Origin of the sequence: Wolbachia endosymbiont of Bemisia tabaci, assembly GCF_003999585.1 — a bacterium.
GTDB lineage: Bacteria > Pseudomonadota > Alphaproteobacteria > Rickettsiales > Anaplasmataceae > Wolbachia.
Map to the genome: position 1 here is coordinate 595628 of NZ_CP016430.1, position 25114 is coordinate 620741.

The following is a 25114-nucleotide window of genomic DNA, read 5'->3' on the forward strand; positions in this document are numbered from 1 at the left end:
TGATAGATATTCTGCCTGGTCTCAAAACAGCAGAGGGCAGTAAATTTAATTTATACACCTTATCACCTACTACTATAGTATGCCCTGCATTATTTCCCCCCTGAAACCTCACAACTACATCTGCATTCTCAGAAAGATAATCTACTATTTTACCCTTACCTTCATCACCCCATTGCAGACCAACAATTACAATATTATTCATCACTATTTTCTAGATTAATACGTAAATATTAATGCAGCATGCTACAAATGAAAAGAGAAATCTACGCCTTTCCTATATCCCTAAAATAAAGAAATAGACTATCGACTTTTTTATATATTATAAAATTATTCATCATTATATGGTACAACTTACAGCATATTTATAGTAAGGTGTTAATTATGAAAGAGGCAAAGAAGAGTCCGGTAGTTAGATTAAAGGCCACAGCTAAAGAATTCAATTTTAGTAAATTAAGAGCAGATCAAGATAATAAATTAGCGAATTCCGGTGAAACAATGTTCTTAGATTTTCAAAGAATGAATTTTATTATTAATGAAAAAGAAATAGATAAAAATTTTATTATTGCATTTAAGGAAGGAGCTAAAGATTATAAAAATGAGATTTTTAACCGTGATAATTTTGATAACCTCTCTGAAGAAGGTAAAGCTTTTATGGAACCAGTACTTAGGGAGCTTGATCAAGATAGACTATCTGAAGTTTGGGAAAATCATTGTAATAGCCCTACAGTTGCTGATGAGAAAAAAATTGATGAATATAGAAAGGAATTTGAGAGATTTTATAACGCAGGGAGAAGCTCTTATCATCTATTCTCCAAAAAAGATTACCGTGCATTAGCAAAGGAAATTTTCAAGGAAATGTTTAGATACGCTGAAGCAAAGGTTCCAAGTGATGCTATTTTAGAAGAGTTAGTCACCAATTGTAATCAAGCAGCAGTTGTGTTAAAAGTCAATAGAAAAATTGATGTAGCTGTGAATAAGTACTTAAAATTTGTGTGGGCGTACTTATTCACAGCTATGCTATTACTATATAGAAACAGTTTTAGGGCTATACTCCTCAGTAAACAGTCTACCGTCTCTTACTAAAGAGTTAGCAAGGATAAGTAATTTTCTCATTGTAGCAGTAGAAGCAACTTTATATGGTTTTTTATATTGATTGTATAGCCTATCAAAGAAGATTTTTATATAAGAATTGTACCTTTGCGCACTAAGAATGCACATATGTAAAACCTTTCTAATTTGTGATCTACCACCCTGAATACACCTTTTTCCCTTACTAAAACCACTATCTCGATTAAAAGGTGCAACTCCGGAAAGGCTGGATATTTCTTTATGTTGGAGAGTTCCAAGCTCGGGTAGATAACAAATAAAAGTAATAGCTGTTATTGCACCTACACCAGGTATACTAGTTATTGACATGTACTTTTTTTTAAGCTCTTGATTTTTATCGACTAATTCCATTACCTCATCTTCTAAGACTTGAATTTGATTTTGTAAAACTGCAAGTAGCTCTTCCATTTGTTTGATTATAGATAAATCGGTTACTTGATGAGCTTGGGTTTTTTGTATTTTTGCTATTTCTACTAGTTGATTCCTGCGAGATAATTTTTGCTTCAAACAGTCAATACTACTAACTTTTAAAGGAGTGACACGCATGTCTGTATTACTAACATAACGTGAGATGATGCTACAGTCTATTTTATCAGTTTTAGTAGCAATACCAAGGCTTTTTGCATAATCTCTCACCCATCTTGGTTGAATGACATATACTTCAAAACCATGGCTTAATAAAGTATAAGCACATAATTTTTCGTACCCACCAGTTGCTTCAAGTCCAACTTTGGTTACGTTATGTAAACGCAAAAAGTCGATTATTTGATCAATAGCTTGAACGTTATTTTCAAATACTTTATGATGTCCAAGTGGATGAATGTGGATGTCTAGTTTATTTTTGCTAATATCAATTCCAGTAATAATATTTGATAAATTCATAATTCCTCCATAAATAATGTGTATACTGCATTTTCCACCCTTATATACGAGCCTAAAAACTCAACCAGTTGTTCGGAACTTTCAGTATAATACACCAGAGAGGAGAACCTTGCTGCAAGACGGTCCTTATGACCAAGAGTATGGACGGTTCCTCCTCTCTGCGTGTCTTTATACTGCTATTTCGTGACATTTATAAAGACTTGTTTTTAACATATAAGGGTATGGGGCTGGTATATTTAATGAATCTCATGCCGCACTCAGTAGTTGTAATTTAACTCCACACAGTCCTAAAAAAGCGCTAAACATTTACTGCACCGACCACAACTGCATAAAAATATCTTCTCTTTTATGAGCTAGCAACACTGACTTATTATTTCCTTTATTATATGTACAGTCATAATCATTACATTTTAGCCTTTTGTTTGAATTACTGAATTTAGTATGATTCACAATTTGATTCTGCCCGTTTTGCTTTGCCCACGTTTTGACAACAAAATTTCTGTTTTTTCTAGTAAGGGAATATAGTAAATTGTCATCTTCTTTTACAGCAAGATTATCAGCACTGACTAGAATGTCAGGAGTTGTATACATAGCGCTAGAGAAAATACCTAGCACAATAAAGAAAATTCCAAAGAAACGCCAATTCCTTTCCCACAAGCATAACCATAATAGCCCAAGCGTTATTATAATAATTAATGAGGCAGGAAAAGTGCGAATAGGAATAACCAAATACTGAAGACTGGCAATTGCGTTTGTTATATATAAAACGCTGTCAATTGGGCGTTCCATGAGAGGCGTTATAATCCACTGAGTACCTAAAGGAATCAATAAAACATAGATTATTCCAAGTGGAATAATAATGAGTGTAACTATTGGTATAGCAATCAAATTTGTGATAATGCCACTGATTGAAAAATAGTTAAAATTGTATATTGTGTACGGAACAGTTGCTAAACTTGCTATTATTGAGCTGATCATTATCGACACAAAATATTTTATTATTTTTATTTTGAATAACTTATTAGCATTGATCTGATAGCTGGCAACTAGTGCCAAAACAGCAGAAAATGACATTTGAAAACCTGGCTTTAAGATTGCTTCTGGCTCCACTATGAGTATCACCGAAGCAGCAAACGCAATTGCTATTAATCCTCGATATTTCCTTTCTATGATTATTGCAACAAGTACCAAGATCACCATGATGTAGGCACGCTGAGCAGAAATTTGCATACCGGTAATCAACAAATAAAAGGTAGTTGGCAAGATAGTAAAGAATGCAGATATTTTTTTAGTGTTATATTTAAGAGTCAAAGTTTCAGATATTGCAAATAAATTACGGAATACTATAAAAAATAGACCAGCAACAAACGATAAATGTAAACCAGATATAGCGAATAAATGTGCTATACCTGAATCTCGTATCGCATTCATAGTTTTTTGATCTATCCCGTCTTTTTTGCCAATTAATAATGCAGAGATTATGTCCGCGTGTGGCTTTTTGGTATTTTGCTGTAGGTTTTCATAGATATATTGACGGAAAGATTCTATATACTCTTGAAATTTTCTTGCTTCAGCCTTTTTGTACAGGACTATTTTGCTTGTTGCAAAGCCTGTTGCACTTATTTTCTGATAATATGCTATTCTTGCAAAATCATATGCATATTCCGAAGGCGCAATTTTTGGAGGAAAGAGTTTTGCTGATAATTTTACTTGATCCCCTATTTTAATGCCTTCTTCCGCTTTGGTTTTAACTGATATTCTGATGTTATCCAGCTTGAACTTCGTGTTTTTTATTTCATAAAGCAAAAATTGTTTATATGAGCCCCTATCGTTAATATCCTTCACTGTAGCAACAATATCTTTCACATACCTTTCCTTATCAAGAATGTGAGTATTAACTGAATCTGTTCTGAATTTGCTGGCTGTAAATCCTATGAGCACTGCAATTAAAGAAATGCATAATATTGCGTATTTCCTGTATAATATTGCAATCAGAATTAGTATAGGTGAAAGCAAGAGAAAAATAGATATAGTGAAAGCACAGCTTGGTTCAAAATTTAATGAGAAATAGGTTAAAATTCCTGCACACTGAAAAACAGGGAACCACAATATCAAGTTATATTTTTCATTGCACAGATTGTTATGTATATAATTTACTATCATGTTAAGAAAGGTTAATAGATATATAAATATATGTAATAGTGTGATTTTATTCTTTTATTTATTATTATTACGCATATAATAATAAATAAGCAACGACGCGGGATGGAGCAGCTCGGTAGCTCGTCAGGCTCATAACCTGAAGGTCGTAGGTTCAAATCCTACTCCCGCAACCATCTTTCAATTGTACAAACATCGCGATTTCTCTTAATTATAATAGCAATGATATTTCTGACTCAAAGCTTGTTTTTGACCTGTAGGCTCAATCGTAACATTCAGTAAAAAACCTAAGGTATTTATTGGTGAATTACATTAAATTATAGTGGCTTTTTTTATTTTTTCTACATTTAGCCAAATCACGCTTATTAGTACATTATCAATTTAAATTATTAAAACTCGCTATTCGGGACTTCTTTTGCCTTTTTTCTATTTGGTTGGATGATTTTATAAATTAATTAAAATATTCATAATATTGATTTCTTATCACAACAATGCTATTATTAAGCTAATATTACTTTTAGTGAGGTGTGAGCAATGGTTGATGTAGCTTTTATTGGTGTAAATACAGTTATTGATAACGGATACAGAAGAAAAATAAAACTCGTTATGTCAGGGTTATTTTTAGCTGTATCAGCAGCAACTGCTGTTTGGTTTATCTTTCCTGGATCGCAAAATGTACTTGCTCCTTTCTTGCTTCCAGCTATATTCCTTCTTTTGACCCTATCTATGGGATATTATACGTTTCTTTTTGGTTGTGAGAAAAAATCTGTAGTAGAAAATGTTCTAGGTATGGTTGAACCTGCTGAGTCAGTTAAGAGAGTGCGTTGCCAAGACGAGATCGAATCTTTGCTAGCAAAAACAAGAGATATCACAAAAAATAAGTTTTGTAACATACTGATTAATCTTTGTTTTGAGGATCGTAGCAAAGCGCACAAACTTGCTTTATATGTAAGAGACATTGATAGCGTTGCATCCTCGATAAAAGACGAGGATCTGTTAAATCACTTTGATCAATTTTTTACCATAACTGAAGCAAGCAATAAGAATATTAGAAATGAGCTAATTAATCGCGCAAGAATATATAGAACAATAAGTGAAAAACCTAAAAATGAAATACAAAGTTTTTTAGATAATCAAAAAGAGAGTCTTTCATATGAAATAATGTCACCTAAAATTGACAATTTTTTGCTACAGGCTGGTATGGTAACTGTTTAAACTAGCAAAAGTTCAATGCGTGTAGCTAAGTTTTTGCAATATCAATAATTTCATTTTGTACGTGATTATCACTTTTTGTTTCAATTTTAGTAATAACACTGCACCTTTTGGGTTCTTTTTTAGCTATTTCTTGAAATCCTTCTCGAACTTTATTATAAAAATCAACGTTCATCTCTTCATATTTATTTTTGTCTTTTGCTCTGCTGAGTCCAACTTGAACATCAATATCTAAAATAAATGTGATATCTGGATATTTAATTTCCACTAATTTGTGTAATTCTCTTATTAGACTTAAGTCAACACCTAGTCCATACCCTTGATACGCAATAGTTGAGTCAATAAACCGATCACAAATCACTATTTTCCCTTCTAAAAAAGCTGGCAATATTAATTTTTTCATATGTTCGTGCCTCATCGAGATAAGCAGCAAGAGTTCAGAAATAGGATCAATATTATCCTTAAGTAGTAATCCTCTTATTTTTTCTGCAAAATCAGTACCACCTGGTTCTCTAGTCAATACGACATTATTTTCACCGTGAATTTGCTTGAAATAATTTGCAAGTAACTCAGACTGTGTTGTTTTACCAGAACCATCTATTCCTTCAAAGGTTATGAACATAAATTTTATAATTACAATGCTAAATGCAAACAGTTTACATAGAAACCATTTGACATTTAAGCAATAAGATCATAAATTATGGTATACAATTCTCTATGAGCTATGGTTACGCTAGACACTCCTAAGATAAATTTAGACTTTACTGCAAAGAATTTCAATCTCCTGGGAGTGGATAACAAATATTATACATTAAGTGACTGCTATGGGGAAAATGGTCTCATTGTAATGTTTATATGCAATCACTGTCCTTACGTTCAATCAATTATTAGCAATCTAGTAAGTGATGTTAATTTGTTAAAAAAAGATTATCAGGTAAACACCGTTGCAATCATGCCAAATGATGCAAATGAGTACCCAGAAGATTCCTTTGAAAACATGATTAATTTTGCCAAGGAAAATAAGTTTACATTTCCATATTTGATTGACAATAACCAAGAAGTAGCTAAAGAGTATGGTGCTGTTTGTACCCCTGATTTTTTTGGCTTTAATTCCAAACTAGCCCTCTGCTATCGCGGGCGTTTTAACAACACAAAAAAAGAGAAAGTTCAAAATTACGAAGTAGGAAGTAGTGATTTATTTCAAGCCATGAAATTTATTGCAGAAACTAGCAATCCTCCAGTTGACCAAAAATCAAGCATTGGTTGTTCAATAAAATGGTCTAATTCTACAGGTTGAATATTATGCACAGCGGCTCTCAGCATTTGTTTGATATTATAATTTTACTCTCTGCTGCTGTGTTTATAGTCATAGCGTTTTGGAAAATGAATATTAGCCCAGTACTTGGTTACTTTGTTGCAGGTGCGTTGATTGGTTCTCATGGGTTTAATCTGATAAATTCAGTTGAAGTAATGGATAATTTTGCAGAGTTTGGCGTAGTTTTCCTATTGTTCATTATAGGTCTTGAATTGACATTTGAACGCCTTATCGCTATGCGTAGGCATGTGTTTGGGTTTGGTTCCCTTCAAGTTATAGTTACCATGATAGCAATATGGTGCATTGCTCTTGCCTTTGGAGTAAATACAAACATAGCAGCAGTTATCGGTGGTGGACTTGCACTATCCTCAACAGCAATAGTGTTGCAGGTTCTGCAAGAAAAGGGTTCTCAAGCAAGCCAAGTTGGTAGATTGTCAATAGCAGTGCTACTAATGCAGGACTTTGCAGTGGTACCTCTAATAGTACTAGTGCCTCTGCTTACTGGCAATTCTGAACACAGCTTAATAAGCTCGTTGGCAGGCTCATTAGTGCAAGCAGCTATTGCATTGGTGTTGATATTTGTAACTGGTAGGTTATTACTGAGACCATTGTTTTCGGTTATTGCCAAAATGGAGAGTAATGAGATCTTTATATCAACAACACTTCTGATAATATTAGGATCAGCATTTATTACTGAACAATTTCATTTATCAATGGCATTAGGCGCATTTGTTGCTGGGTTACTAGTTGCAGAAACAGAACACAGGAATTCGGTAGAGCATGCAGTATTGCCATTTAAAGACTTATTTCTTGGTTTATTCTTTATGACTGTTGGCATGTCTATTGATATTGACCTTTTACTCAATAAGTTACCACTCGTTACTTTATTATCAATTATCCTTATCGTTTTAAAGACGTCCATTATATATACATTGTGTAGATTTTTTGGATTTAGAAGTGCACCTGCAATACAAGCTGGATTACTGCTTGCACAAGGCGGTGAATTTGCATTTATTTTATTCCGTTTAGCAGATGAATTAGATGTACTATCAAGTGAAATCGCTCAAGTGCTTATGATGGTAACTACAGTAACTATGGCTTTTACTCCTCTTTTATCGGGAATAGGAGACTGGATAGCAAATTCATTTAGCACTGAAAAAATAATACTAGACGATGAAGCAATCGAAACAGACACACAAGATCTTTATAACCACGTAATAGTTGCCGGGTTTGGTAGAGTGGGATATATGGTAACGAAAATGCTTACTGCAGAGCATTTAAGTTATGTTGTTGTAGATATTCAATCAAAAATAGTGAAAGAAGGAAAAAATGACAGTTTCCCTATATATCTTGGAGATGCTACAAGATATGAAATTTTAAAATCAGTAGGAATAGAAAGAGCTCAAGCTCTTGTGGTTTCAATAAAGAACGAAGTCACTATAAAGAAAATAGTTTCTCTAGTTTCAACAAACTTCCCTCATGTAAATATTATAATACGTTTACCAGATTTGAATAATGTGGAGGTTTATAAAGATCTAGGGGCTAGTAAAATTATTCCCGAAACGTCTGAAATTGGATTGCAGCTAGGTGGAGCAGCATTAAGTTTAAGTGGTATTAGCGAAAGCGGAGTTACATCTTTAAAAGGTAAATTTAGAAAAGGCAACTACAGTATGTTAAAAGACCTTGGTAGTGATAAAGATGAATAATCCTCTATCACTTTAATTAGTGACCAGAAAAACACATTTAATTAAGCAACTATACTCTCTAGAAAGGTGAAATTGACCTTATTGTAACTATGAACAAAATAATAATAAAAAAATTTGGTGGTACTTCGCTAACTGACTTAAATCGAGTTGCAAATCTAATAAAAAACGATATTGAAAAAGGTTATAATGTAATTGCTGTTGTATCTGCTGCTGCAGGATTCACTGACCAAATGGCTTTTCAAGCCAGGCAAATTTCAAATTTAAATTGTAGACAAGAGTTATCAGAGTATGATGTCCTGCTTTCAGCAGGAGAACAAATCTCTTGCGGTTTATTAGCTATCACTCTTCTGTCTGTTGGAGTTAATGCTAAATCATGGCTCGCCTGGCAGTTACCAATTCTAACGGATAATTTTTATTCTGAATCTAAAATAAAAAAGATAAAAATTGACCATGTAAAAAGATCTTTTGCTGAGGGTTATACTGCTGCAATCATTGCTGGTTTTCAGGGTATACACGATGATAGAATCACTACTTTTGGTAGAGGAGGATCTGACATCTCAGCAATTGCCTTTGCTGTAGTCTTTGGTATTAGGACTTGTGAAATTTTTACTGATATTGACGGAATATATACAGCAGACCCAAAAATTGTTCCAAGGGCACGCAAGCTTAAATCTATCTCTTACAATGAAATATTGGAGATGTCGTCATCTGGTGCTAAAATATTGCATAATCGTTCAGTACAACTTGCAATGAAGCATAATATTAAGGTGCAAGTGTTATCCACTTTTGAGGAAGTAGAAGGCACTACAGTACTACACGAAAAGGATGTATTGGAAAGATACTTAATTACTGGAATAACTTATAGCACTCACGAAGCTCTTGTAACTTTTACTAACTTTGCAAATACTCTGGATACTTTAAAAGATATAGCAGGAGCAAACGTTAAAATTGACATGATACATGGGTCAAGCTTTTTGATTTCCAAATTTGATGTTGATTTAATGACAAAGTTATTGAACAAAAATGAAAATTATGTCGTAAACAATAATATAGCTAAAATTTCAATAATTGGTATTGGTGTTATGTCTAACACTGAAGTGATGTACCGCACACTCAAGGTTTTAAGCGAAAAAAAGATAGAAATACTTGCTGTCACAATGTCCGAAATCAAGATCAGTATAGTTGTTCAAAAAAAACACGCTGAGGCTTTAATTAGAGATTTACATACTGAATATGAGCTTGATGCATACCAGCACGCTTGAAATTTATTTACTTGATAATTCAAAAAACTTGAAAGAGCAAAGGTAGTTATTGAAATTATCTTGATTTACATCAGTTATCCAAGTTTGACATTGAATGCTTAACACCTCCTCCATTAACGCCTTTCTGTAATGTTTATCCAAGTGCGACATTATATCGTCAAGCAGAAGAAGTGGTGCCTTATTATAATAAATACACCTTGCTTTTACACTGGATAAAACAATAGAAAGCAACAATAACTTTTGCTCTCCAGTGGAGCACAGATTTATTGGTATGTCTCTCTCTTGGCAAAAAACTCGAAAATTATCGTTATGTATAGAAAAGGTTACTCTACCAATTAATGAGTCTTTTTCTCTGTTTTCCTTTAGACGATTCTGAAAATATTCTGCAGAATCGTTCAAAGTTAGCTGGCTGCTAAATTTCAAACTTGCCTTTGGAAAAAACTCACAAGAATGGTTATCAATTGTGCCCTGTAGTATTTTTAAAACAGACAATCGCATACGTAAAATATTAATTGCATTGGTAGCCATTACGGTTTCAAGACTAGAGAGCCAACTTTCGTCCAAAATATTCTCTCTAAGCAATTTACTTCGCTCATGTTTAGCTTTTCTATATTGCATGTAGCAATAGGTGTAATTTTCTTCAAATAGTGAAACTATACGGTCTAAAAACTTTAACCTGTCGCTTGGAGAATTAAGAAGAATATAGTCCATTTGTGGAATTAGCCATATTACATTAGATATTCTATACAAAGATGAGTAGTTTGACTGCGTTTTCCCATCAATTTGTATTAATTTCTTATTAAAATTCTTTCCTATACCAATTGATCTAAGCTCTGCTCCATTAAAAAAATCATAGTACACTACCCAATCTTCATTGCTGAGTCTATTTTGCATCTCACTGATTTTTGCTTTTTTCATTCCGTTACTTTTAGCAAGCAATGAGATTGCTTCAAGTATATTAGTTTTTCCAATACCATTTTGGCCAGTTATCACAACTGGTCTATCGTCTAAATCCAGTTCAAAATTTGAATGACTACGGAAGTTATATAATTTCAGTTTTTTTATATAGCAATGGGTAGTCATTCTTTAATTTATATTCTCCTTACTTCCTCTAGAACCTCATCAACATGTCCACTAACTTTTACATTTTTCCAAATCTTCACTACTTTACCTTTTTTATCTATTAAAAAAGTAGTACGCTCTATTCCCATATACTTTTTGCCAAACATACTTTTCTCTACCCAAACACCATATTTTTCCAACATTTCAGCGTTTTCATCAGAAACTAAAGAGAACGGCAGAGAATATTTTGCTTTGAAGTTAGCGTGGCACTTAACACTATCTTTTGATACACCAATTATCACTGTGTCAAGAGAAGAGAAATTTTCTATTTTGTCCCTAAAGCCTTTTGCCTCCATTGTACAGCCCGGAGTATCGTCTTTAGGATAAAAATAAAGGACTACATTTTTTTTATCAAAAAATTCACTCAGCGATAAAATTTCGCCAGAATCTGTTGGCAAACTAAAATCAGGTGCATTATTTCCTACTGTTAATTCCATACTTTGCTCCATTATTAACACTTTTATGGTACTGTAGTATATTGTAATAGGAAGGGAGGATAAATGAAAGTAGCTTTTCAAATGGATAAAAGTATAAACTTTGAAACTGATACTACATTTGCATTAATAAAAGAAGCGCAGAGGAGAAAGCACGAAATTTTTGTCTATGTTCCTAATAATCTAGCACTCAAGTTAAATCAGTCAATTGCTCTTGCTCAGAAAGTCAGCGTTGATGATTTTGGTTTTACTTCTAAAGAAGATGTAACTATAGATTTGAATGAAATGGATATCATACTTATCAGGCAGGACCCACCTTTTGATATGCGGTACATTACAACAACCTATATCTTAGAAAAGACTACTGCGTTAGTAATAAATAATCCAACAGAAATAAGAAACTGTCCTGAAAAATTAATTACTTCACTATTTCTAGAGCTAATTCCTCCAACTTTGATCACTGAAAATATATCGATGATTAGAAATTTTTGTCACGACTATCAAGATATCATCTTAAAACCACTATATAGCTATGGAGGAAATGACGTAGTAAGAATACAAGACCAAAATAGCATTCAAGTGGTAGTTGATCTCATGATTGCAAAATATGAATGTCCTGTGATTGCACAAGCATTTTGTAAAAAGATAAATACAGATAAAAGAATACTGCTACTGGATGGAAAGCCAATAGGAGTAATGAAGCGAGTTCCAAAGTCTAGCGGAGAAATCAGAACAAATATGCGACTCGGAGCAAGTTTTGAGCCTGCCCAAATGAATGATAGAGACAACAAAATATGTAATAAAATTGGTCCTGAGCTAAAGAAAAGAGGGCTAATATTCGTTGGCATTGATATTATAGATGACTTCCTTCTTGAAATTAACACAACTTCGCCTACGGGAGTAGTTTATATCAATAAGTTGTATAGTAAATCACTAGAAAAAGAACTATGGGATGCATTTGAAGAAAAAGCAATTCGTCAACTAAGTTCTTGAGCTATTGCCTTAATAAATTCAGTAACTCCATTCCTTATTCTTGTTTTCTTAGTATTATTAGCCATATCACGCAATTTTTGACAATTTTGCAATAAATCAACTAGCAACTCTCCTAGATTCTTTTTCGCGTTACTATTTTGCTCAACTATTACAGCTGCTCCCGAATCTTCAATATGTTTTGCATTATAAAATTGATGGTTATCTTTTGAGTGAGGATAAGGAATATATACAGCAGGACGCTCAGCAAGAGTAATCTCTGCTATTGAAGTTGCCCCCGCTCTGCTAATTACCAAATGAGCATTGGCCAGTTTATTTTCCATATCATCGAAAAACTCACTTAACTCACAATCAATTCCTTCACTTTTGTATAGACTCTTGACCTTGTTTATATTTTTCTTCGTACATTGCTGCGTTACTCTAATCCTCTCTTTTACTTCAACAGGTAGATCACAAATTACGCTGCTCACTACATCATCAAAAAAATTTGCACCCTGACTGCCTGCTATTATTAACACGTTTAAAACTGTTTCAGCTCTAGAATAGCCTTGTGCTTCTATATCGACAAAATTTCCTGTAAAAACGCATTTACTACCTTCTGCATACTTAGTCTCTGGAAAGCTAGTTGCAATTAATTTTGCACTCTTGAAAAAGAATCTATTTACCCTCCCTAAAACTGTGTTTTGTTCATGTAAAATTATAGGTATAGAAAGAATCTTTGCTGCAAGAAGAGTTGGAAAAGAAGCGTAGCTACCAAAACCAATGATTAGCTTTGGTTTTAATTTTCTCGTTTGATACAGTGCTAATACACAACTATACATTAACAAAAAGAGAAACTTCAATTTGTTGCCACTTGGCTTGCACAATGGTAAAATATAATTTTCTACATTGATGGTTTTTTGATCAGTGAATAATATACAATTGTGCCCTTGTACCTTTAGTGCTTTTGCTATAGCTGGAAAAATGTGTCCACCTGTACCGCCTGTTGCTAGAATAATAGTCATCTGTGAGTAGTAATTTGATAATAGATTGTTAATTATTTTTTAATAATCTGCATGTAAAATTTTATCAAGCTTTATGATAGTTGAGTTAAAAATGCCTAAAAGTAGTGACAGTAAAAAAGAATCTAACGTAAAAAATAAGCCTCAAGAGCAAAGAGAAGGCGGAAGCAGAGGTTTTATAGGATTGTTAAAAAACATAATAAAAGCTCTTTTTAACTCAGTTGTTGATCTACCTCAGCAAGAACAACTCAATAAAAATATTGATAGACAACAAGGTTTAAACAGTAAAAGAAAAAGCCCAGAGGATCTTAATCAGGAAAAAAAGCTTGAAGTGAAAGAAGCAGCTGAAGGGTTAAAAGAAAAGTTAGAAAAATCTGATATTGGTAATCAATCTATTAGAATTGAATCGCCTAATCAGGATAATTGTAGCTCTAAAACAATGGATCGTTAGCTTAACTATTTAACGACTCATCATCTGCAGCAAGTACTGATTCGTGTATAATTTCCGAAATAGTTGGATGAGGAAAAATCGTAGATTTTATGTCGCAGTCTGTTCCCTCTAGTTGCTTTGCAAGAGCGAAATTGCTAATTAACTCTGTTACTTCCGCACCTATCATGTGAGCTCCAAGAAGTTCGCCTGTTTTTTTGTCTATAATTGTTTTCACTAAACCTTCAGTTTCACTTAGTGCAATAGATTTACCATTAAAGTTGGAGTGAAATTTTCCTACTTTTATATCGTATCCACTTTTTATTGCCTGTTCCTCAGTAAGGCCAACGCTTGCTACTTGCGGATGAGAGTAAGTGCAATTTGGTATGCACTCTTTTTTTAACTTATGAGCATTTTTACCGGCAATTTTCTCAACACAGATTACAGCTTCATGACTTGCTTTATGCGCTAAACATGGGGGACCAGCTACATCACCTATTGCATACACACTTGATTCACTTGTTTCATACCACTCATTCGTTTCAATGAAACCAGAAGGACTCAACTTAATTTTTGTATTTTCTAAACCTATATTTTCAGTGTTTGCTTGCACGCCAACTGCAACAATTACTCTATCAAATTCTCTATTCTCACCACCGCTTAGCTGCACTTGAACAGAGTCTTTATTTTTAGTGAAAGTTTTTACACTATTGCTCGTATATATTTTTATTCCTTGTTTTGTAAATATCTCTTGTACTAAATTTGAAATGTCTTTATCTTCCAGCGGCAAAATAGTGTCTTTTACTTCTATAATTGTTACATCAACTCCCAAAGTACTATAAAAACTTGCAAACTCTATTCCTATCGCACCAGAACCTATGATTAGTAGAGATTTTGGTAATTTCTTTGGAGTCATAGCGTGCTGTGCATTCCATATTAAATCTCCATCTACTTCGATTCCAGGAAGATTTCTTGCCCTTACACCTGTTGCTAAAATGATATGCTTGGAAGAAATTTCCTCCTCCTTTTTGTCATTAAGAATTTTTATAGTACGATTACCTGCAAGTTTACCGAAGCCTTGATGGACTTTGATGTTATTTTTTTTCATCAAATACTCAACACCACTTGATAGCTTGCCAACAACGTTCCTTGAATATTTCACCATTGATTGTATATCAAAACTTGCATCCTTTACTTTTATGCCAAATTCTTCTGATCTTCTTATTAATCTATAAATTTCAGATGCTCTAAGTAGCGATTTTGTTGGTATACATCCCCAATTTAAGCATATACCACCCAAATTTTCCTCCTTTTCAACAATTGCAGTTTTAAGTCCAAGCTGCGCCGCTCTAATTGCTGCTATATAACCACCAGGACCGCTACCTATAACTGTAATATCATACTCATTCATCAGTTTTCTTCGTATACAAAAAACTATATATAACAGATGGAACCCGTATGATCAATGCTCAGGTGCATAGAAGCGGCTTGACAAACCTTCCCACTTTTCTTCTTATATCAATAAGAGTATTTATCCTTGTTTTTGATCCGCGCAGTCTCAACGACAAAATTCAGTAAAAAACTCAGATATCTATTGGCAAATTACATAAAATTATAGCAGCTGCATGTCTTTTTTATTTTTTCTACATTCAGCCAAATCGCACTTAAAATAAGCGCTAGCACATTATTACAACGCCAATTTAAATTATTATAGGGTCAAAACTCGCTATACGGGGTTTCTTTTGTCTTTTTTTATTTAGTAAATTTCTTAATATTTATAGCTAAAATTTCAGGCCAGCACTTGATGCTGGAATCTTTACTACAAATAAGCATATTGAGCACAAAATTATGCTAAAACACAACGTTTTTGGTGAGACTATGGACAAACTGAATCCCAGTATCAGCTACTCGGATAACAAGAAAGAGGGCACTGGCATGCTGAACCATAATGTTCGTACAGCTGTTCAAGAATCAGTGGGTATGATTTGCCAAATTTTTAAATTACGGAGAATAGGCGGCACCAAGTAACGCACAAGTACAGAGTCAGTTACTGTTGTACCTTATTTCTTTCTCTACAATACATTTTACCTGATAAGAATAGAGCTACTATAAGGTAAATTAAGTTCAGTTACTGTTATACCTTATTTTTTTCTCTACAATACATTTTACCTGATAAGAATAGAGCTACTATAAGGTAAATTAAGTTCCATGTTGCTAACGAAACACCAAAAATATAATGAGGTCTGCCACAAGATGGAGAGTAGTTAGGGTTTAATAGATTATTCCTTAGCTCTTCTATGCTAACGTTACCACTTGCTTGCTCTGTACAGCCTAAAACATCATGAAATAGGTGAAGCTCAAGACCTACATGATAAAAAGATATTATTGCACCAATGAGATAGCTGCAAAACATCGCATAGATTAGGATTTTGTTGTCTTTGAACATGTACGCAACTGCAAGTAGCCCTGCAGCATAGTAAACTACTCGCTCGTATATACATAACTTGCACGGTAGCATATTGAAAAAATACTCTAGCACATATGCAAAAATTAAAGCGACAGCGCTTGATAAGAGAAAAATTATGGAACTGTTATTTACATCTGACATAGTTAATGAATTACTACAATATCTGTGAAGAGTCAACTCTTGTTTGACAACGTTTCATGTAACCCACTTACTATGTGTTACTCTACTACTTTTAACCTCTATACATATTCTCACAACTGGATACTGATTTGATTTGCATGCTAGTTACAACTCTAGTATCACTATCTATTTTTGCAATTTCTTCTTTGGTATACAATTCATCCTTGTTTTTCGTCCAGCTATTGTCATATTGAATATCAACTTCTCCTCCATTGGTTTTAAACCCAAATGTTTCTTGCATAAGCAATCTTGCTTCTTCCAAACGTCTATTGTAACGTTTGTTATAATCTTGATAGCTAGATATAAGAAGAACGTCATTAGAAAGAGTGAAATATACTATCTCTTCCATAATTTTGTAAATCTCATGTTCTGATAACTTAAACAAAGGATAATACTTTTGAAATCTATGCTTTATCTCATTATAAAATTCCGTAACCTTTACTCTACCAGCATCGCTTACAGCAATGATAGCATTTTCAATACTTGCCATACCGTCATAGTCATAACCTTTTCTGTCATTTTCAGCAACCAAAAAGCCCTGCTTAGCCTCAATCTCACCAACTTTCTTATCTTCTTTAGGTAAGATATCAAAATCAAAATAGATCATAGGAGATTTCAATACCAACAACATAAATATACGCATACTGTCTATCTCAACACCAAAAGATAATCTTTTACTTTTTGGAATAGAGTATAGATCTTTGAAATATTGAGATACAGTGTATAAAGGATATTTAGATAGTTCTGTTTTCTTATCTGTTTGTAAGTGAAAGCTAAATTCATACTCTCCTAAATCCAGCTCATTAAAGTCTATAAGCTCTATGTTTTTGTTTGGGTTAAACTCTCTGTTTGATATTTTATTCTCCAACTCTTTACGTTGCGTAGGAGTAAAACCAGATCCATTTATTACTAACTTCACTACACGCGTATCTTCTCTTTTTGCCCATTCGCTCAATCTCTCCAAATATTTTTCTGGGATCGGATATCCATATCGCCTTGGAAGCCACTGAAATACTAAAGGTGTTTCAACTGTGAAAGTATGTGGAAATCCAGGCCTTAAATCTTGTCCTTTATAATTCATAGCAAAAGTACTAAATAAGTTAATACTTTACTATATAACATTAATTTATCAACTACTTATTTAGGTAATATTGTTTACTTACTAATAATATTACCCAAGATAAAAAGCTATATTATTAATAAAACAAGATTATCTACTTTACATAGGGATTTTTGTTCTTTTTCAAAAGTAATCTGACTGGTACGCCGTGAGCAAAGAAATTTTTCCTAAGACCATTAGTCAAATAACGTTTATAACTCTCATCAACACTTTCAGGGACGTTGCATACCAGAGAAAAAGCTGGAGGTTTGGTGCCAATTTGAGCAATATACTTCATTTTAATTGCTCTACCTTTTATAAGTGGATGAGAATGTTTTTCCACGGCATCTATTAGCCAATTATTCAGTTTTGCAGTGCTGATCTTCTTGTTTAAGGATTCACTCACTTCAAGACACTTATCTATCACATCACCACAGCGCATACCTTTCAATGCAGAAATTGTTACAGTTGGCACTTCCAAAAATAACCGAGTCACTTCCTGTTGTTTGACAAATTTTATTAACTTACTTCTGTCATCCTTACCTATTAAATCCCACTTATTTAAAACAATGATAATTCCCTTCCCCCCTTTAATTGCAGCTTCAGCAATTGATAAATCCTGCTGCTCAACGCCAAGCAAGGAATCTAGCATTAAAATCACTACATGAGAGCGCTTTATTGACTCTATACTTTTTTCAACAAATCTTGATTCTAAGTTATCAACAACATTTGCCTTTCTGCGGATTCCCGCAGTATCGATGAGAGTGATTAATTTCCCATTATGGTCGTATGAAATATCCACAGAGTCCCGCGTGGTACCAGGTTTTGAGCTTACTATTAGTCTATTTTCTGCAAGTAAACTGTTTAAAAAAGTTGATTTTCCAACGTTTGGGCGACCGATGATTGCAATCCTCAGTCTAATGGACTCACTTTCAGGCAGCTCAGTTTTTTTGTTAAAATCTTCAATAACACCAGCTAATACATCATAAAGATCAATCATACCAAGATTATGTTCGGCTGAGATATACACCGGACCTATGAAGTTGAAGAACTGCAAATAATCAACGTTTTCCGATTTATGACTTTCGCATTTGTTTGCTATTAGTATTACAGGTTTGTTCGTTTTTCTCTTCAGCCACTTTGCAAATTCTTTGTTCTGCTCATTTTGCACTTTTGCATCAACAAGGAAAAAAATTACATCTGCGCTTAATAAAGAAAACTCTATTTGTTCAATAACTTGTAGTGAAAAACTGGTTTGGTCATTCCATCCTCCTGTATCTATAACTTTAAACTCTAAATCACTAATTCTTCCAATTCCTTCACGCCTATCTCTCGTTACTCCTGGAATGTCACTAACCACCTCTGCTTTTCTTCTTACTAGCCTATTAAATAGAGTTGACTTGCCTGCATTTGGAAGGCCTATTATGACTATTTTCAGCATAGTTTAAGAGCGTGTTTTATACATAGTAAATTATAATCAAAATTTTTTAATTTAACTATTGACTTGATAGATTATATACTTATCCTAAAACTAGAATATTTCGTCCTAAGTTTATTATATAAAATTAGAGGGTAGTATGACAGTTTTAGAGCAAGTACAAAGTTTAGAATTAGAACAACAAAAGTTACACGAGAGTGTATTAAAAAAAATTCACAAAGATTTGGGGAAAAGTTTACACCAACCTTAGCAATACATGAGCATGTTGATGAAAAGATAGCAGACGACATCTTTGCTGAGTTGCGCAAGATATATACAGTGGAGTTTGAATATAACATAGCATCAGATAAACCTATAACTGTGGCTGTAGAAAACATGGCAGAGGGGTTTTTAAAATCTATAAAAGATTCGAAGCAAAAAAAGATCATGTTTAGCGCACCAGTTTATGTAAGCAGAGGAGATGGATCAATACTAGATTTCATGATAAAGAAGCTTCACCATCTCAAAAATAATGACGCAAACATTAATGAGGACGGCAAACGTAAACTAGAGACTGTTTTATCAGAAGTGCATGATCTAGTCTCAAAAGGTAATTATGTAAGCAAAGAGTTTATGAAATTCTTACCAGAAAATGTATTGAAAAAACGTGAAGACTACTTATCAAATCTAAAGAAGATTGTAAGCAAAAGTATTGATCATGGTGAAAAAGACAGATTTATAGTAGAAAGAGATAATGTATTTTACTCTGTAAAATACTCAGAAAACAGTACTGTAACTCCCGCGAAATTTTTAAGCAATTCAGAATTTCAAAATTTAGAGGGAATACTAAAAGTTGGAGAAGATAATGCAATAAAAATAAGAGATGGTCAATATCACGATGTAAAAGGCAAAGTAAAAATGACCTTTAAAGTAGGTGATGAAAAGATCGAAATGATTTTATCTTCTGAAAAAGCTGAAAGTTTTGATAAAATAATGGTGCATATGGATGACAAAAGTTGTGAAATCTTCTCAAAGCATTGTGAAGAGCTAGAAAAAGAGCCTCGTATAAGCAAGGTCATCGAAGCTGCCAAAAGCTTTGTGCAAACAAAAAGCAATGCTCCTTCTTCTACTCTAGACGATACTAATTTATCTCAGCATTCTCAGGAAGTTCTAACAATGTAAGCTAATAGACAAAGCATGTACACTGTTAAACAGTGTACAATTGCTTGGCGTTTAAAATGCTAGACTATAAATCTGTTTGTGATAGTTACAGTCAATATGCGCAGTTTCATCAATTTCGTTAGATCTTGAGAAGGTGTTTATGTCAAAAATAGACACTTCAAAAAAGTAATGTATACTTAATTAATTGAAGAATTACTCCTCTTGATATGCAGGACTTTCAAATACTAGAAACTAAAACATTAGAAGCCGAAAAAGGAGGAGGTCCTGATAGAGTTAACAAGCAACATGAAAAAGGAAAGCTAACCGCTAGAGAAAGGCTGAGTATATTGCTCGATGAAAATTCATTTCAAGAGTATGATAAGTTTGTGAAACATCACGCAACTGATTTTGGTATGCAAAATGCTGATTTTTTAGGTGATGGAGTTGTAATTGGCCATGGCACTATTTATGGTAGAAAAGTTTTTGTTTATTCTCAGGATTTTACTGTCTTTGGTGGATCACTTGGTGCATCACATGCAAAAAAAATATGCAAAATTATGGATATGGCAATTAATGCCAGGATTCCAATTATCGGACTAAACGATTCTGGTGGAGCCAGAATCCAAGAAGGAGTAAATTCCCTTGCTGGTTACGGAGAAATTTTTCAAAGGAATGTAAATGCATCAGGCGTTATACCACAAATCTCTCTAATCATGGGCCCATGTGCTGGTGGGGCAGTTTACTCTCCAGCGCTAACCGATTTTATTTTCATGGTAAAAAATAGCTCATACATGTTTATAACCGGACCAGATGTAGTGAAAAAAGTTACATACGAGAACGTAAGCCACGAAGATCTCGGTGGAGCAAAAATTCATACGAGCAAAACAGGAGTAACAGATTTTGCATTCAATAATGAAGTTGAAATGCTACTAGAAATGCGAAAATTCTTCACCTTTTTGCCAGCAAATAATCAAGAGTTGCCAAAAACTGTACCAATCTGCGATTTAATTGATGATGTTGATGAATCTTTGAACACTCTAGTTCCTAGTAATCCTAATACTCCTTATGATATGTATGAACTCATTGAAAAGGTGTGTGATGAAAGGAAATTTTTTGCACTAAAACCCGATTTTGCTCGTAACATCATAATTGGCTTTGGCAGAATTGGAGGAAATACTATTGGTGTTGTTGCAAATCAACCTATGCACCTTGCAGGATGCTTGGATATTGACTCTTCAAGAAAAGCTGCGAGGTTTGTAAGATTTTGTGACGCGTTTAACATTCCCATCATCACACTTATTGATGTTCCAGGGTTTTTACCTGGCACAAATCAAGAATACAATAATATAATACAACACGGAGCGAAACTGCTTTACGCTTACGCTGAAGCGACCGTGCCGAAAATTAGCCTTATCACTAGAAAAGCGTATGGTGGTGCATATATTGTTATGAACTCAAAGCATTTAAAAGGTGATATAAATTATGCTTGGCCAACCGCTGAAATAGCTGTAATGGGCCCTGAAAGTGCAGTTGAAATTATATTTAGGCATGAAAAAGAACAGCAAACAACACTAATTAAAGAATATAAAGAAAAATTTGCTAACCCATTTTTTGCTGCATCACATGGATATATTGATGATATAATAGTGCCAAGTAAAACAAGGTATCACTTTCACAAAGCACTAGAACTACTTAAAAACAAGAAAGTAGAAAGAATATGGAAGAAGCATGATAATCTTCCTTTGTAATTTTCCTCTCAGTCTTTATTGTAAGGTCTACAGTGCCGTTACACCAAGTTGGATTACCAATAACGCTAACTTTTGGGTTCCTTTTTTCTACAATGTATTCTTATAGCTAAAAAATTACTTCCGCATATTTTAAGTCTGATTATAATGACAATTAGAGATACTTTTAGAGCTCAAAAATTTATCTTTGTCTGCAGACTTTTTTATCAAACTCATAAAAAAATGTAGCGTATCCTCTTCAGCGTATGTGGGTGCATACACACATACTTAATTTCTGTCGTATGTGCACTGCATTTTTTTCTAATCTTTTTTTCACAGGGGGATTTTATGTTCAGAATTCCAGATACTTGACCTTTACTTTAGCTAATAAAAACCAACTGGTACCTGCGGTTTTTACAGTCTCAAAATTTTTATCAAAATTCAACTATCATTCAAAGAAACTTATAGTTATTCTTAGTGTTATTACTGTAGTAACAGCGCTATTGATAAGAATATAGAAAACCTCTATAACCTTGGTTCTTTTAAACTTTGTAGTTGATTTTAAGTAAAGATACTCGTAATTATACCAGCTAACTGTGCAAAAGACTTTAAATGGGAGTATATAAGTAGGATACTAACTATTAACAAAGATATACAAATATACAAAAGTTGTCTTTGTTTATTTTGCCAATTAGCAAAAAGCTTATCCAATAAGTCGTTTTTCCTGTCTTTTAGGGCTAATATTCCATCTTCTTTCGCTAACTTAAAATCTATATCCTGCTTCCAGTGCGATAAATCTACAATTACATTTTCTACCATTTGTTTTCCTATTTTAGACCTCACTAATTACTTTATAATAGATACAGGCAGCTTCAATGTCTCACAATCATAAACGTTGAATACATACAACAACATGAGTACAATTCAGTGTGCCGTTACCAAGACTCGAACTTGGGACCTCGTCATTACCAATGACGTACTCTACCACCTGAGCTACAACGGCAAGTTCACGTATTATGATAATGAATAACATAAAAAAAAATAAGGAAAAAGAAGAAGAGAGAAAAAGATTGGCAAAAGCTTTAAAGCAAAATATTCTAAAAAGAAAAAAACAGCAACAGAGTAGACAAGATGCCAGAACTCCCAGAAGTGGAAGTAATCTCTAACTTCTTATTTGATAAAATCAAAAATAAGAAAATAAGTAATGTTACAGTCAATAATTGGAATTTGCGTGTACCAATAACGAAGAATATTGATGATTTGCTAAAGGGCAAAGTTATAAATGATATCAAGCGTAGAGGTAAATATATAATCTCGAATATAGATGGTAGTATGGCTGTCATCATACATCTTGGCATGAGCGGAAAGCTTATATATGCTGAAGACAATCAAGCACAGAACAAACATGATCATGTGATATTCTTATTTTCTGACAACACTTCTTAAAATCTATATCCTGCTTCCAGTGCGATAAATCTACAATTACATTTTCTACCATTTGTTTTCCTATTTTAGACCTCACTAATTACTTTATAATAGATACAGGCAGCTTCAATGTCTCACAATCATAAACGTTGAATACATACAACAACATGAGTACAATTCAGTGTGCCGTTACCAAGACTCGAACTTGGGACCTCGTCATTACCAATGACGTACTCTACCACCTGAGCTACAACGGCAAGTTCACGTATTATGATAATGAATAACATAAAAAAAAATAAGGAAAAAGAAGAAGAGAGAAAAAGATTGGCAAAAGCTTTAAAGCAAAATATTCTAAAAAGAAAAAAACAGCAACAGAGTAGACAAGATGCCAGAACTCCCAGAAGTGGAAGTAATCTCTAACTTCTTATTTGATAAAATCAAAAATAAGAAAATAAGTAATGTTACAGTCAATAATTGGAATTTGCGTGTACCAATAACGAAGAATATTGATGATTTGCTAAAGGGCAAAGTTATAAATGATATCAAGCGTAGAGGTAAATATATAATCTCGAATATAGATGGTAGTATGGCTGTCATCATACATCTTGGCATGAGCGGAAAGCTTATATATGCTGAAGACAATCAAGCACAGAACAAACATGATCATGTGATATTCTTATTTTCTGACAACACTTCACTAATCTTTAATGACCCAAGAAGGTTTGGATTAGTGATTGTTTTAAACAGAGAGCAAGAACTAAATTTTTTTAATAACCTAGGAATAGAACCCCTCACGAATGAATTTAACGGGGACTATTTACAGAAGTTGCTAAAGAACAGAAAAGCAAATATCAAATCAGTATTAATGAATAATAAGCTAATAGTTGGCGTAGGTAACATATATGCTTCTGAGAGCTTATTTAGAGCTCGCATATCACCACTTAGGCTAGCACAAGATTTAACATATATAGAGTGCGAAAAACTTGCTATCGAAATAAAAAATACTCTGAGTGATGCAATTGCTGCTGGCGGTTCAACACTGAAAGATTATGCACAGCCATCTGGATCCGCTGGATACTTTCAAAATAACTTTTACGTATATGGTAAAGTGCAAAAGCCTTGCATAATCTGTAACAATATCATAACACTTATACGACAAAATGGTCGTAGCACTTATTTTTGCAATGCATGTCAGAATTAAATTTTATTTTTGCATATGACACTCTTACCTGAAAAAGATCCTTTTGATTTGTTTTCAAAGTGGTATCAAGAAGTACTTGATTCTCCGTCAACTGCAATGACACTAGCAACGTGTAGCAAAGACTGCATTCCATCTGCAAGAGTGGTATTACTAAAGGAATATAGTAAAGAAGGTTTTGTGTTCTTTACTAACGTAAACAGTAGAAAAGGAAGAGAATTGACTGAGAACCCCAAGGCTGCACTCGTATTTCATTGGACAGAATTTTCTAGACAAGTACGAATTGAAGGAGAAGTTAGGCTTCTAAGCGGCAAAAAGGCTGACGAATATTTCTCCTCTCGAGCACGTGATAGTCAAATTAGCGCGTGGTGCTCAAAACAATCGAGTGTTCTGAAAAATTGGCAAGATTTTGAGCAAGCTATAAAATTGAAGGAGAAAGAATTCCACAATACACAAGTTTCTCGTCCTGACTTTTGGGTGGGATTTTGTGTAATCCCAAAAGTAATTGAATTTTGGCAAGAAGGTGAATATAGGAAACACACTAGATTTAGATATACTCTTGTTGAGAAAAGCAATTGGAAAATAGAGCAGTTATATCCTTAATTGTAAAAAATAGCATCTGTTCAGATGCATATGAAACCAGTGCTTCCTTTTTTGTCATCTCAGTTTCCATAATGTCATCCCAGTGCTTGACACTGGGATCTAGGAATTCTGATCATGTATCAAGACGTTGTCATTCAAGTAGTTGACCTGGAACCCATTATACTCCGTAAATTTAACTGGATGCCAGTGTCTGGGCACTGGCATTACACCCATTCCTTTCTA

24 protein-coding genes, 3 tRNA genes and 2 pseudogenes are annotated in these 25114 nt (G+C 33.6%); 15 read left to right on the forward strand and 14 right to left on the reverse strand.

Annotation, left to right across the window (positions count from 1 at the left end; translation table 11 throughout):
• Nucleotides 1-202: adenylosuccinate synthetase (locus tag BBB02_RS02760; RefSeq protein ID WP_179948517.1), on the reverse strand; the 202-nt coding region annotated here is incomplete at its 3' end.
• A gap of 179 nt (nucleotides 203-381) precedes the next feature.
• On the opposite strand from BBB02_RS02760, the pseudogene BBB02_RS02765 reads away from it, so the two are divergent.
• Nucleotides 382-930, forward strand: a pseudogene (locus BBB02_RS02765) (hypothetical protein); the annotation flags it as partial.
• 93 nt (nucleotides 931-1023) lie between these two features.
• Here the strand turns inward: BBB02_RS02765 and BBB02_RS02770 are convergent.
• Together BBB02_RS02770 and BBB02_RS02780 are read right to left on the reverse strand one after the other, a co-directional pair.
• A complete protein-coding gene (locus BBB02_RS02770; protein ID WP_015587822.1) occupies nucleotides 1024-1989 on the reverse strand; it encodes an IS110 family RNA-guided transposase in 966 nt (321 codons plus the stop codon).
• 306 nt (nucleotides 1990-2295) lie between these two features.
• The gene (locus BBB02_RS02780) at nucleotides 2296-4152 is read right to left on the reverse strand and encodes a ComEC/Rec2 family competence protein (protein ID WP_245970188.1); all 1857 of its coding nucleotides are present in this window, start codon (nucleotides 4150-4152) and stop codon (nucleotides 2296-2298) included.
• A 96-nt stretch (nucleotides 4153-4248) separates the two neighbouring features.
• Between BBB02_RS02780 and BBB02_RS02785 the strand changes: the two genes are divergently transcribed.
• Together BBB02_RS02785 and BBB02_RS02790 are read left to right on the forward strand one after the other, a co-directional pair.
• A tRNA-Met gene (locus tag BBB02_RS02785) sits at nucleotides 4249-4325 on the forward strand.
• A gap of 358 nt (nucleotides 4326-4683) precedes the next feature.
• A complete protein-coding gene (locus BBB02_RS02790) occupies nucleotides 4684-5364 on the forward strand; it encodes a hypothetical protein (RefSeq protein WP_127463908.1) in 681 nt (226 codons plus the stop codon).
• A 25-nt stretch (nucleotides 5365-5389) separates the two neighbouring features.
• On the opposite strand, the gene tmk is transcribed toward BBB02_RS02790, so the two are convergent.
• Nucleotides 5390-5983: a dTMP kinase gene (gene tmk, locus BBB02_RS02795; RefSeq protein ID WP_127463909.1), complete on the reverse strand. Its 594-nt coding sequence runs from the start codon at nucleotides 5981-5983 to the stop codon at nucleotides 5390-5392.
• A 102-nt stretch (nucleotides 5984-6085) separates the two neighbouring features.
• Here tmk and BBB02_RS02800 point away from each other — a divergent pair, with 102 nt between their 5' ends.
• The 3 genes from BBB02_RS02800 (at nucleotide 6086) to BBB02_RS02810 (ending at nucleotide 9644) form a co-directional block, all read left to right on the forward strand.
• The gene (locus BBB02_RS02800; protein WP_127463910.1) at nucleotides 6086-6658 is read left to right on the forward strand and encodes a thioredoxin family protein; all 573 of its coding nucleotides are present in this window, start codon (nucleotides 6086-6088) and stop codon (nucleotides 6656-6658) included.
• Between the two features lie 5 nt (nucleotides 6659-6663).
• Nucleotides 6664-8382, forward strand: coding sequence for a monovalent cation:proton antiporter-2 (CPA2) family protein (locus BBB02_RS02805; RefSeq protein ID WP_127463911.1), 1719 nt, complete (start codon nucleotides 6664-6666; stop codon nucleotides 8380-8382).
• Nucleotides 8383-8471: 89 nt separating this feature from the next.
• The gene (locus BBB02_RS02810; RefSeq protein WP_127463912.1) at nucleotides 8472-9644 is read left to right on the forward strand and encodes an aspartate kinase; all 1173 of its coding nucleotides are present in this window, start codon (nucleotides 8472-8474) and stop codon (nucleotides 9642-9644) included.
• Nucleotides 9645-9647: 3 nt separating this feature from the next.
• On the opposite strand, the gene recF is transcribed toward BBB02_RS02810, so the two are convergent.
• Nucleotides 9648-10727 carry a DNA replication/repair protein RecF gene (recF, locus tag BBB02_RS02815; RefSeq protein WP_127463913.1) on the reverse strand — a complete coding sequence of 360 codons (1080 nt, stop codon included), beginning with the start codon at nucleotides 10725-10727 and terminating at the stop codon, nucleotides 9648-9650.
• A gap of 8 nt (nucleotides 10728-10735) precedes the next feature.
• Nucleotides 10736-11203: a thioredoxin-dependent thiol peroxidase gene (bcp, locus tag BBB02_RS02820; protein ID WP_010403789.1), complete on the reverse strand. Its 468-nt coding sequence runs from the start codon at nucleotides 11201-11203 to the stop codon at nucleotides 10736-10738.
• 63 nt (nucleotides 11204-11266) lie between these two features.
• Between bcp and gshB the strand changes: the two genes are divergently transcribed.
• A complete protein-coding gene (gshB, locus tag BBB02_RS02825) occupies nucleotides 11267-12193 on the forward strand; it encodes a glutathione synthase (protein WP_127463914.1) in 927 nt (308 codons plus the stop codon).
• Here the strand turns inward: gshB and BBB02_RS02830 are convergent.
• Nucleotides 12178-13194, reverse strand: a complete 1017-nt coding sequence (locus tag BBB02_RS02830; RefSeq protein WP_127463915.1) for a UDP-N-acetylglucosamine--N-acetylmuramyl-(pentapeptide) pyrophosphoryl-undecaprenol N-acetylglucosamine transferase — start codon at nucleotides 13192-13194, stop codon at nucleotides 12178-12180. The two genes, gshB and BBB02_RS02830, sit on opposite strands and share 16 nt — an antisense overlap.
• A gap of 73 nt (nucleotides 13195-13267) precedes the next feature.
• On the opposite strand from BBB02_RS02830, the gene BBB02_RS02835 reads away from it, so the two are divergent.
• Complete coding sequence (locus BBB02_RS02835) at nucleotides 13268-13642, forward strand: hypothetical protein (RefSeq protein ID WP_127463916.1); 375 nt, start codon at nucleotides 13268-13270, stop codon at nucleotides 13640-13642.
• Between the two features lies 1 nt (nucleotide 13643).
• Here BBB02_RS02835 and lpdA read toward each other — a convergent pair whose 3' ends face one another.
• The 4 genes from lpdA to der form a co-directional block, all read right to left on the reverse strand.
• Nucleotides 13644-15029 (reverse strand): dihydrolipoyl dehydrogenase, encoded by a 1386-nt coding sequence (lpdA, locus tag BBB02_RS02840; RefSeq protein WP_017531871.1) that lies wholly within the window; start codon nucleotides 15027-15029, stop codon nucleotides 13644-13646.
• A gap of 723 nt (nucleotides 15030-15752) precedes the next feature.
• The gene (locus BBB02_RS02850; protein WP_127463917.1) at nucleotides 15753-16226 is read right to left on the reverse strand and encodes a disulfide bond formation protein B; all 474 of its coding nucleotides are present in this window, start codon (nucleotides 16224-16226) and stop codon (nucleotides 15753-15755) included.
• A gap of 91 nt (nucleotides 16227-16317) precedes the next feature.
• A complete protein-coding gene (locus BBB02_RS06390) occupies nucleotides 16318-17346 on the reverse strand; it encodes a hypothetical protein (protein WP_245970189.1) in 1029 nt (342 codons plus the stop codon).
• A gap of 133 nt (nucleotides 17347-17479) precedes the next feature.
• The gene (der, locus tag BBB02_RS02865) at nucleotides 17480-18805 is read right to left on the reverse strand and encodes a ribosome biogenesis GTPase Der (protein ID WP_127463918.1); all 1326 of its coding nucleotides are present in this window, start codon (nucleotides 18803-18805) and stop codon (nucleotides 17480-17482) included.
• Nucleotides 18806-19120: 315 nt separating this feature from the next.
• Between der and BBB02_RS02870 the strand changes: the two genes are divergently transcribed.
• Together BBB02_RS02870 and BBB02_RS02875 are read left to right on the forward strand one after the other, a co-directional pair.
• Nucleotides 19121-19963 (forward strand): hypothetical protein, encoded by an 843-nt coding sequence (locus tag BBB02_RS02870; RefSeq protein ID WP_245970190.1) that lies wholly within the window; start codon nucleotides 19121-19123, stop codon nucleotides 19961-19963.
• A 206-nt stretch (nucleotides 19964-20169) separates the two neighbouring features.
• Complete coding sequence (locus BBB02_RS02875; RefSeq protein WP_127463919.1) at nucleotides 20170-21690, forward strand: acyl-CoA carboxylase subunit beta; 1521 nt, start codon at nucleotides 20170-20172, stop codon at nucleotides 21688-21690.
• 537 nt (nucleotides 21691-22227) lie between these two features.
• Here BBB02_RS02875 and BBB02_RS06395 read toward each other — a convergent pair.
• Both BBB02_RS06395 and BBB02_RS02890 read right to left on the reverse strand, forming a co-directional pair.
• Complete coding sequence (locus BBB02_RS06395) at nucleotides 22228-22485, reverse strand: hypothetical protein (protein WP_245970191.1); 258 nt, start codon at nucleotides 22483-22485, stop codon at nucleotides 22228-22230.
• A gap of 111 nt (nucleotides 22486-22596) precedes the next feature.
• Nucleotides 22597-22669, reverse strand: a tRNA-Thr gene (locus BBB02_RS02890).
• A gap of 19 nt (nucleotides 22670-22688) precedes the next feature.
• Between BBB02_RS02890 and BBB02_RS06115 the strand changes: the two genes are divergently transcribed.
• Both BBB02_RS06115 and BBB02_RS02895 read left to right on the forward strand, forming a co-directional pair.
• Nucleotides 22689-22832 carry a hypothetical protein gene (locus BBB02_RS06115; protein ID WP_164741535.1) on the forward strand — a complete coding sequence of 48 codons (144 nt, stop codon included), beginning with the start codon at nucleotides 22689-22691 and terminating at the stop codon, nucleotides 22830-22832.
• Nucleotides 22798-23109 (forward strand): annotated as a pseudogene (locus BBB02_RS02895) (DNA-formamidopyrimidine glycosylase family protein); the annotation flags it as partial. The gene BBB02_RS06115 and the pseudogene BBB02_RS02895, both read left to right, overlap by 35 nt.
• 166 nt (nucleotides 23110-23275) lie before the next feature.
• Here BBB02_RS02895 and BBB02_RS02900 read toward each other — a convergent pair.
• Nucleotides 23276-23348, reverse strand: a tRNA-Thr gene (locus BBB02_RS02900).
• 19 nt (nucleotides 23349-23367) lie between these two features.
• Between BBB02_RS02900 and BBB02_RS06120 the strand changes: the two genes are divergently transcribed.
• Genes BBB02_RS06120 through pdxH form a run of 3 tightly spaced genes read left to right on the forward strand, consistent with a single transcriptional unit; the run spans nucleotide 23368 to nucleotide 24892 of the window.
• The gene (locus BBB02_RS06120; RefSeq protein WP_164741535.1) at nucleotides 23368-23511 is read left to right on the forward strand and encodes a hypothetical protein; all 144 of its coding nucleotides are present in this window, start codon (nucleotides 23368-23370) and stop codon (nucleotides 23509-23511) included.
• Nucleotides 23477-24292, forward strand: a complete 816-nt coding sequence (gene mutM / locus BBB02_RS02905) for a bifunctional DNA-formamidopyrimidine glycosylase/DNA-(apurinic or apyrimidinic site) lyase (protein WP_127463920.1) — start codon at nucleotides 23477-23479, stop codon at nucleotides 24290-24292. Before BBB02_RS06120 ends, mutM begins: the two co-directional genes overlap by 35 nt.
• Nucleotides 24293-24307: 15 nt before the next feature.
• Nucleotides 24308-24892 (forward strand): pyridoxamine 5'-phosphate oxidase, encoded by a 585-nt coding sequence (gene pdxH, locus BBB02_RS02910; RefSeq protein WP_127463921.1) that lies wholly within the window; start codon nucleotides 24308-24310, stop codon nucleotides 24890-24892.
• Nucleotides 24893-25114: the final 222 nt, after the last annotated feature.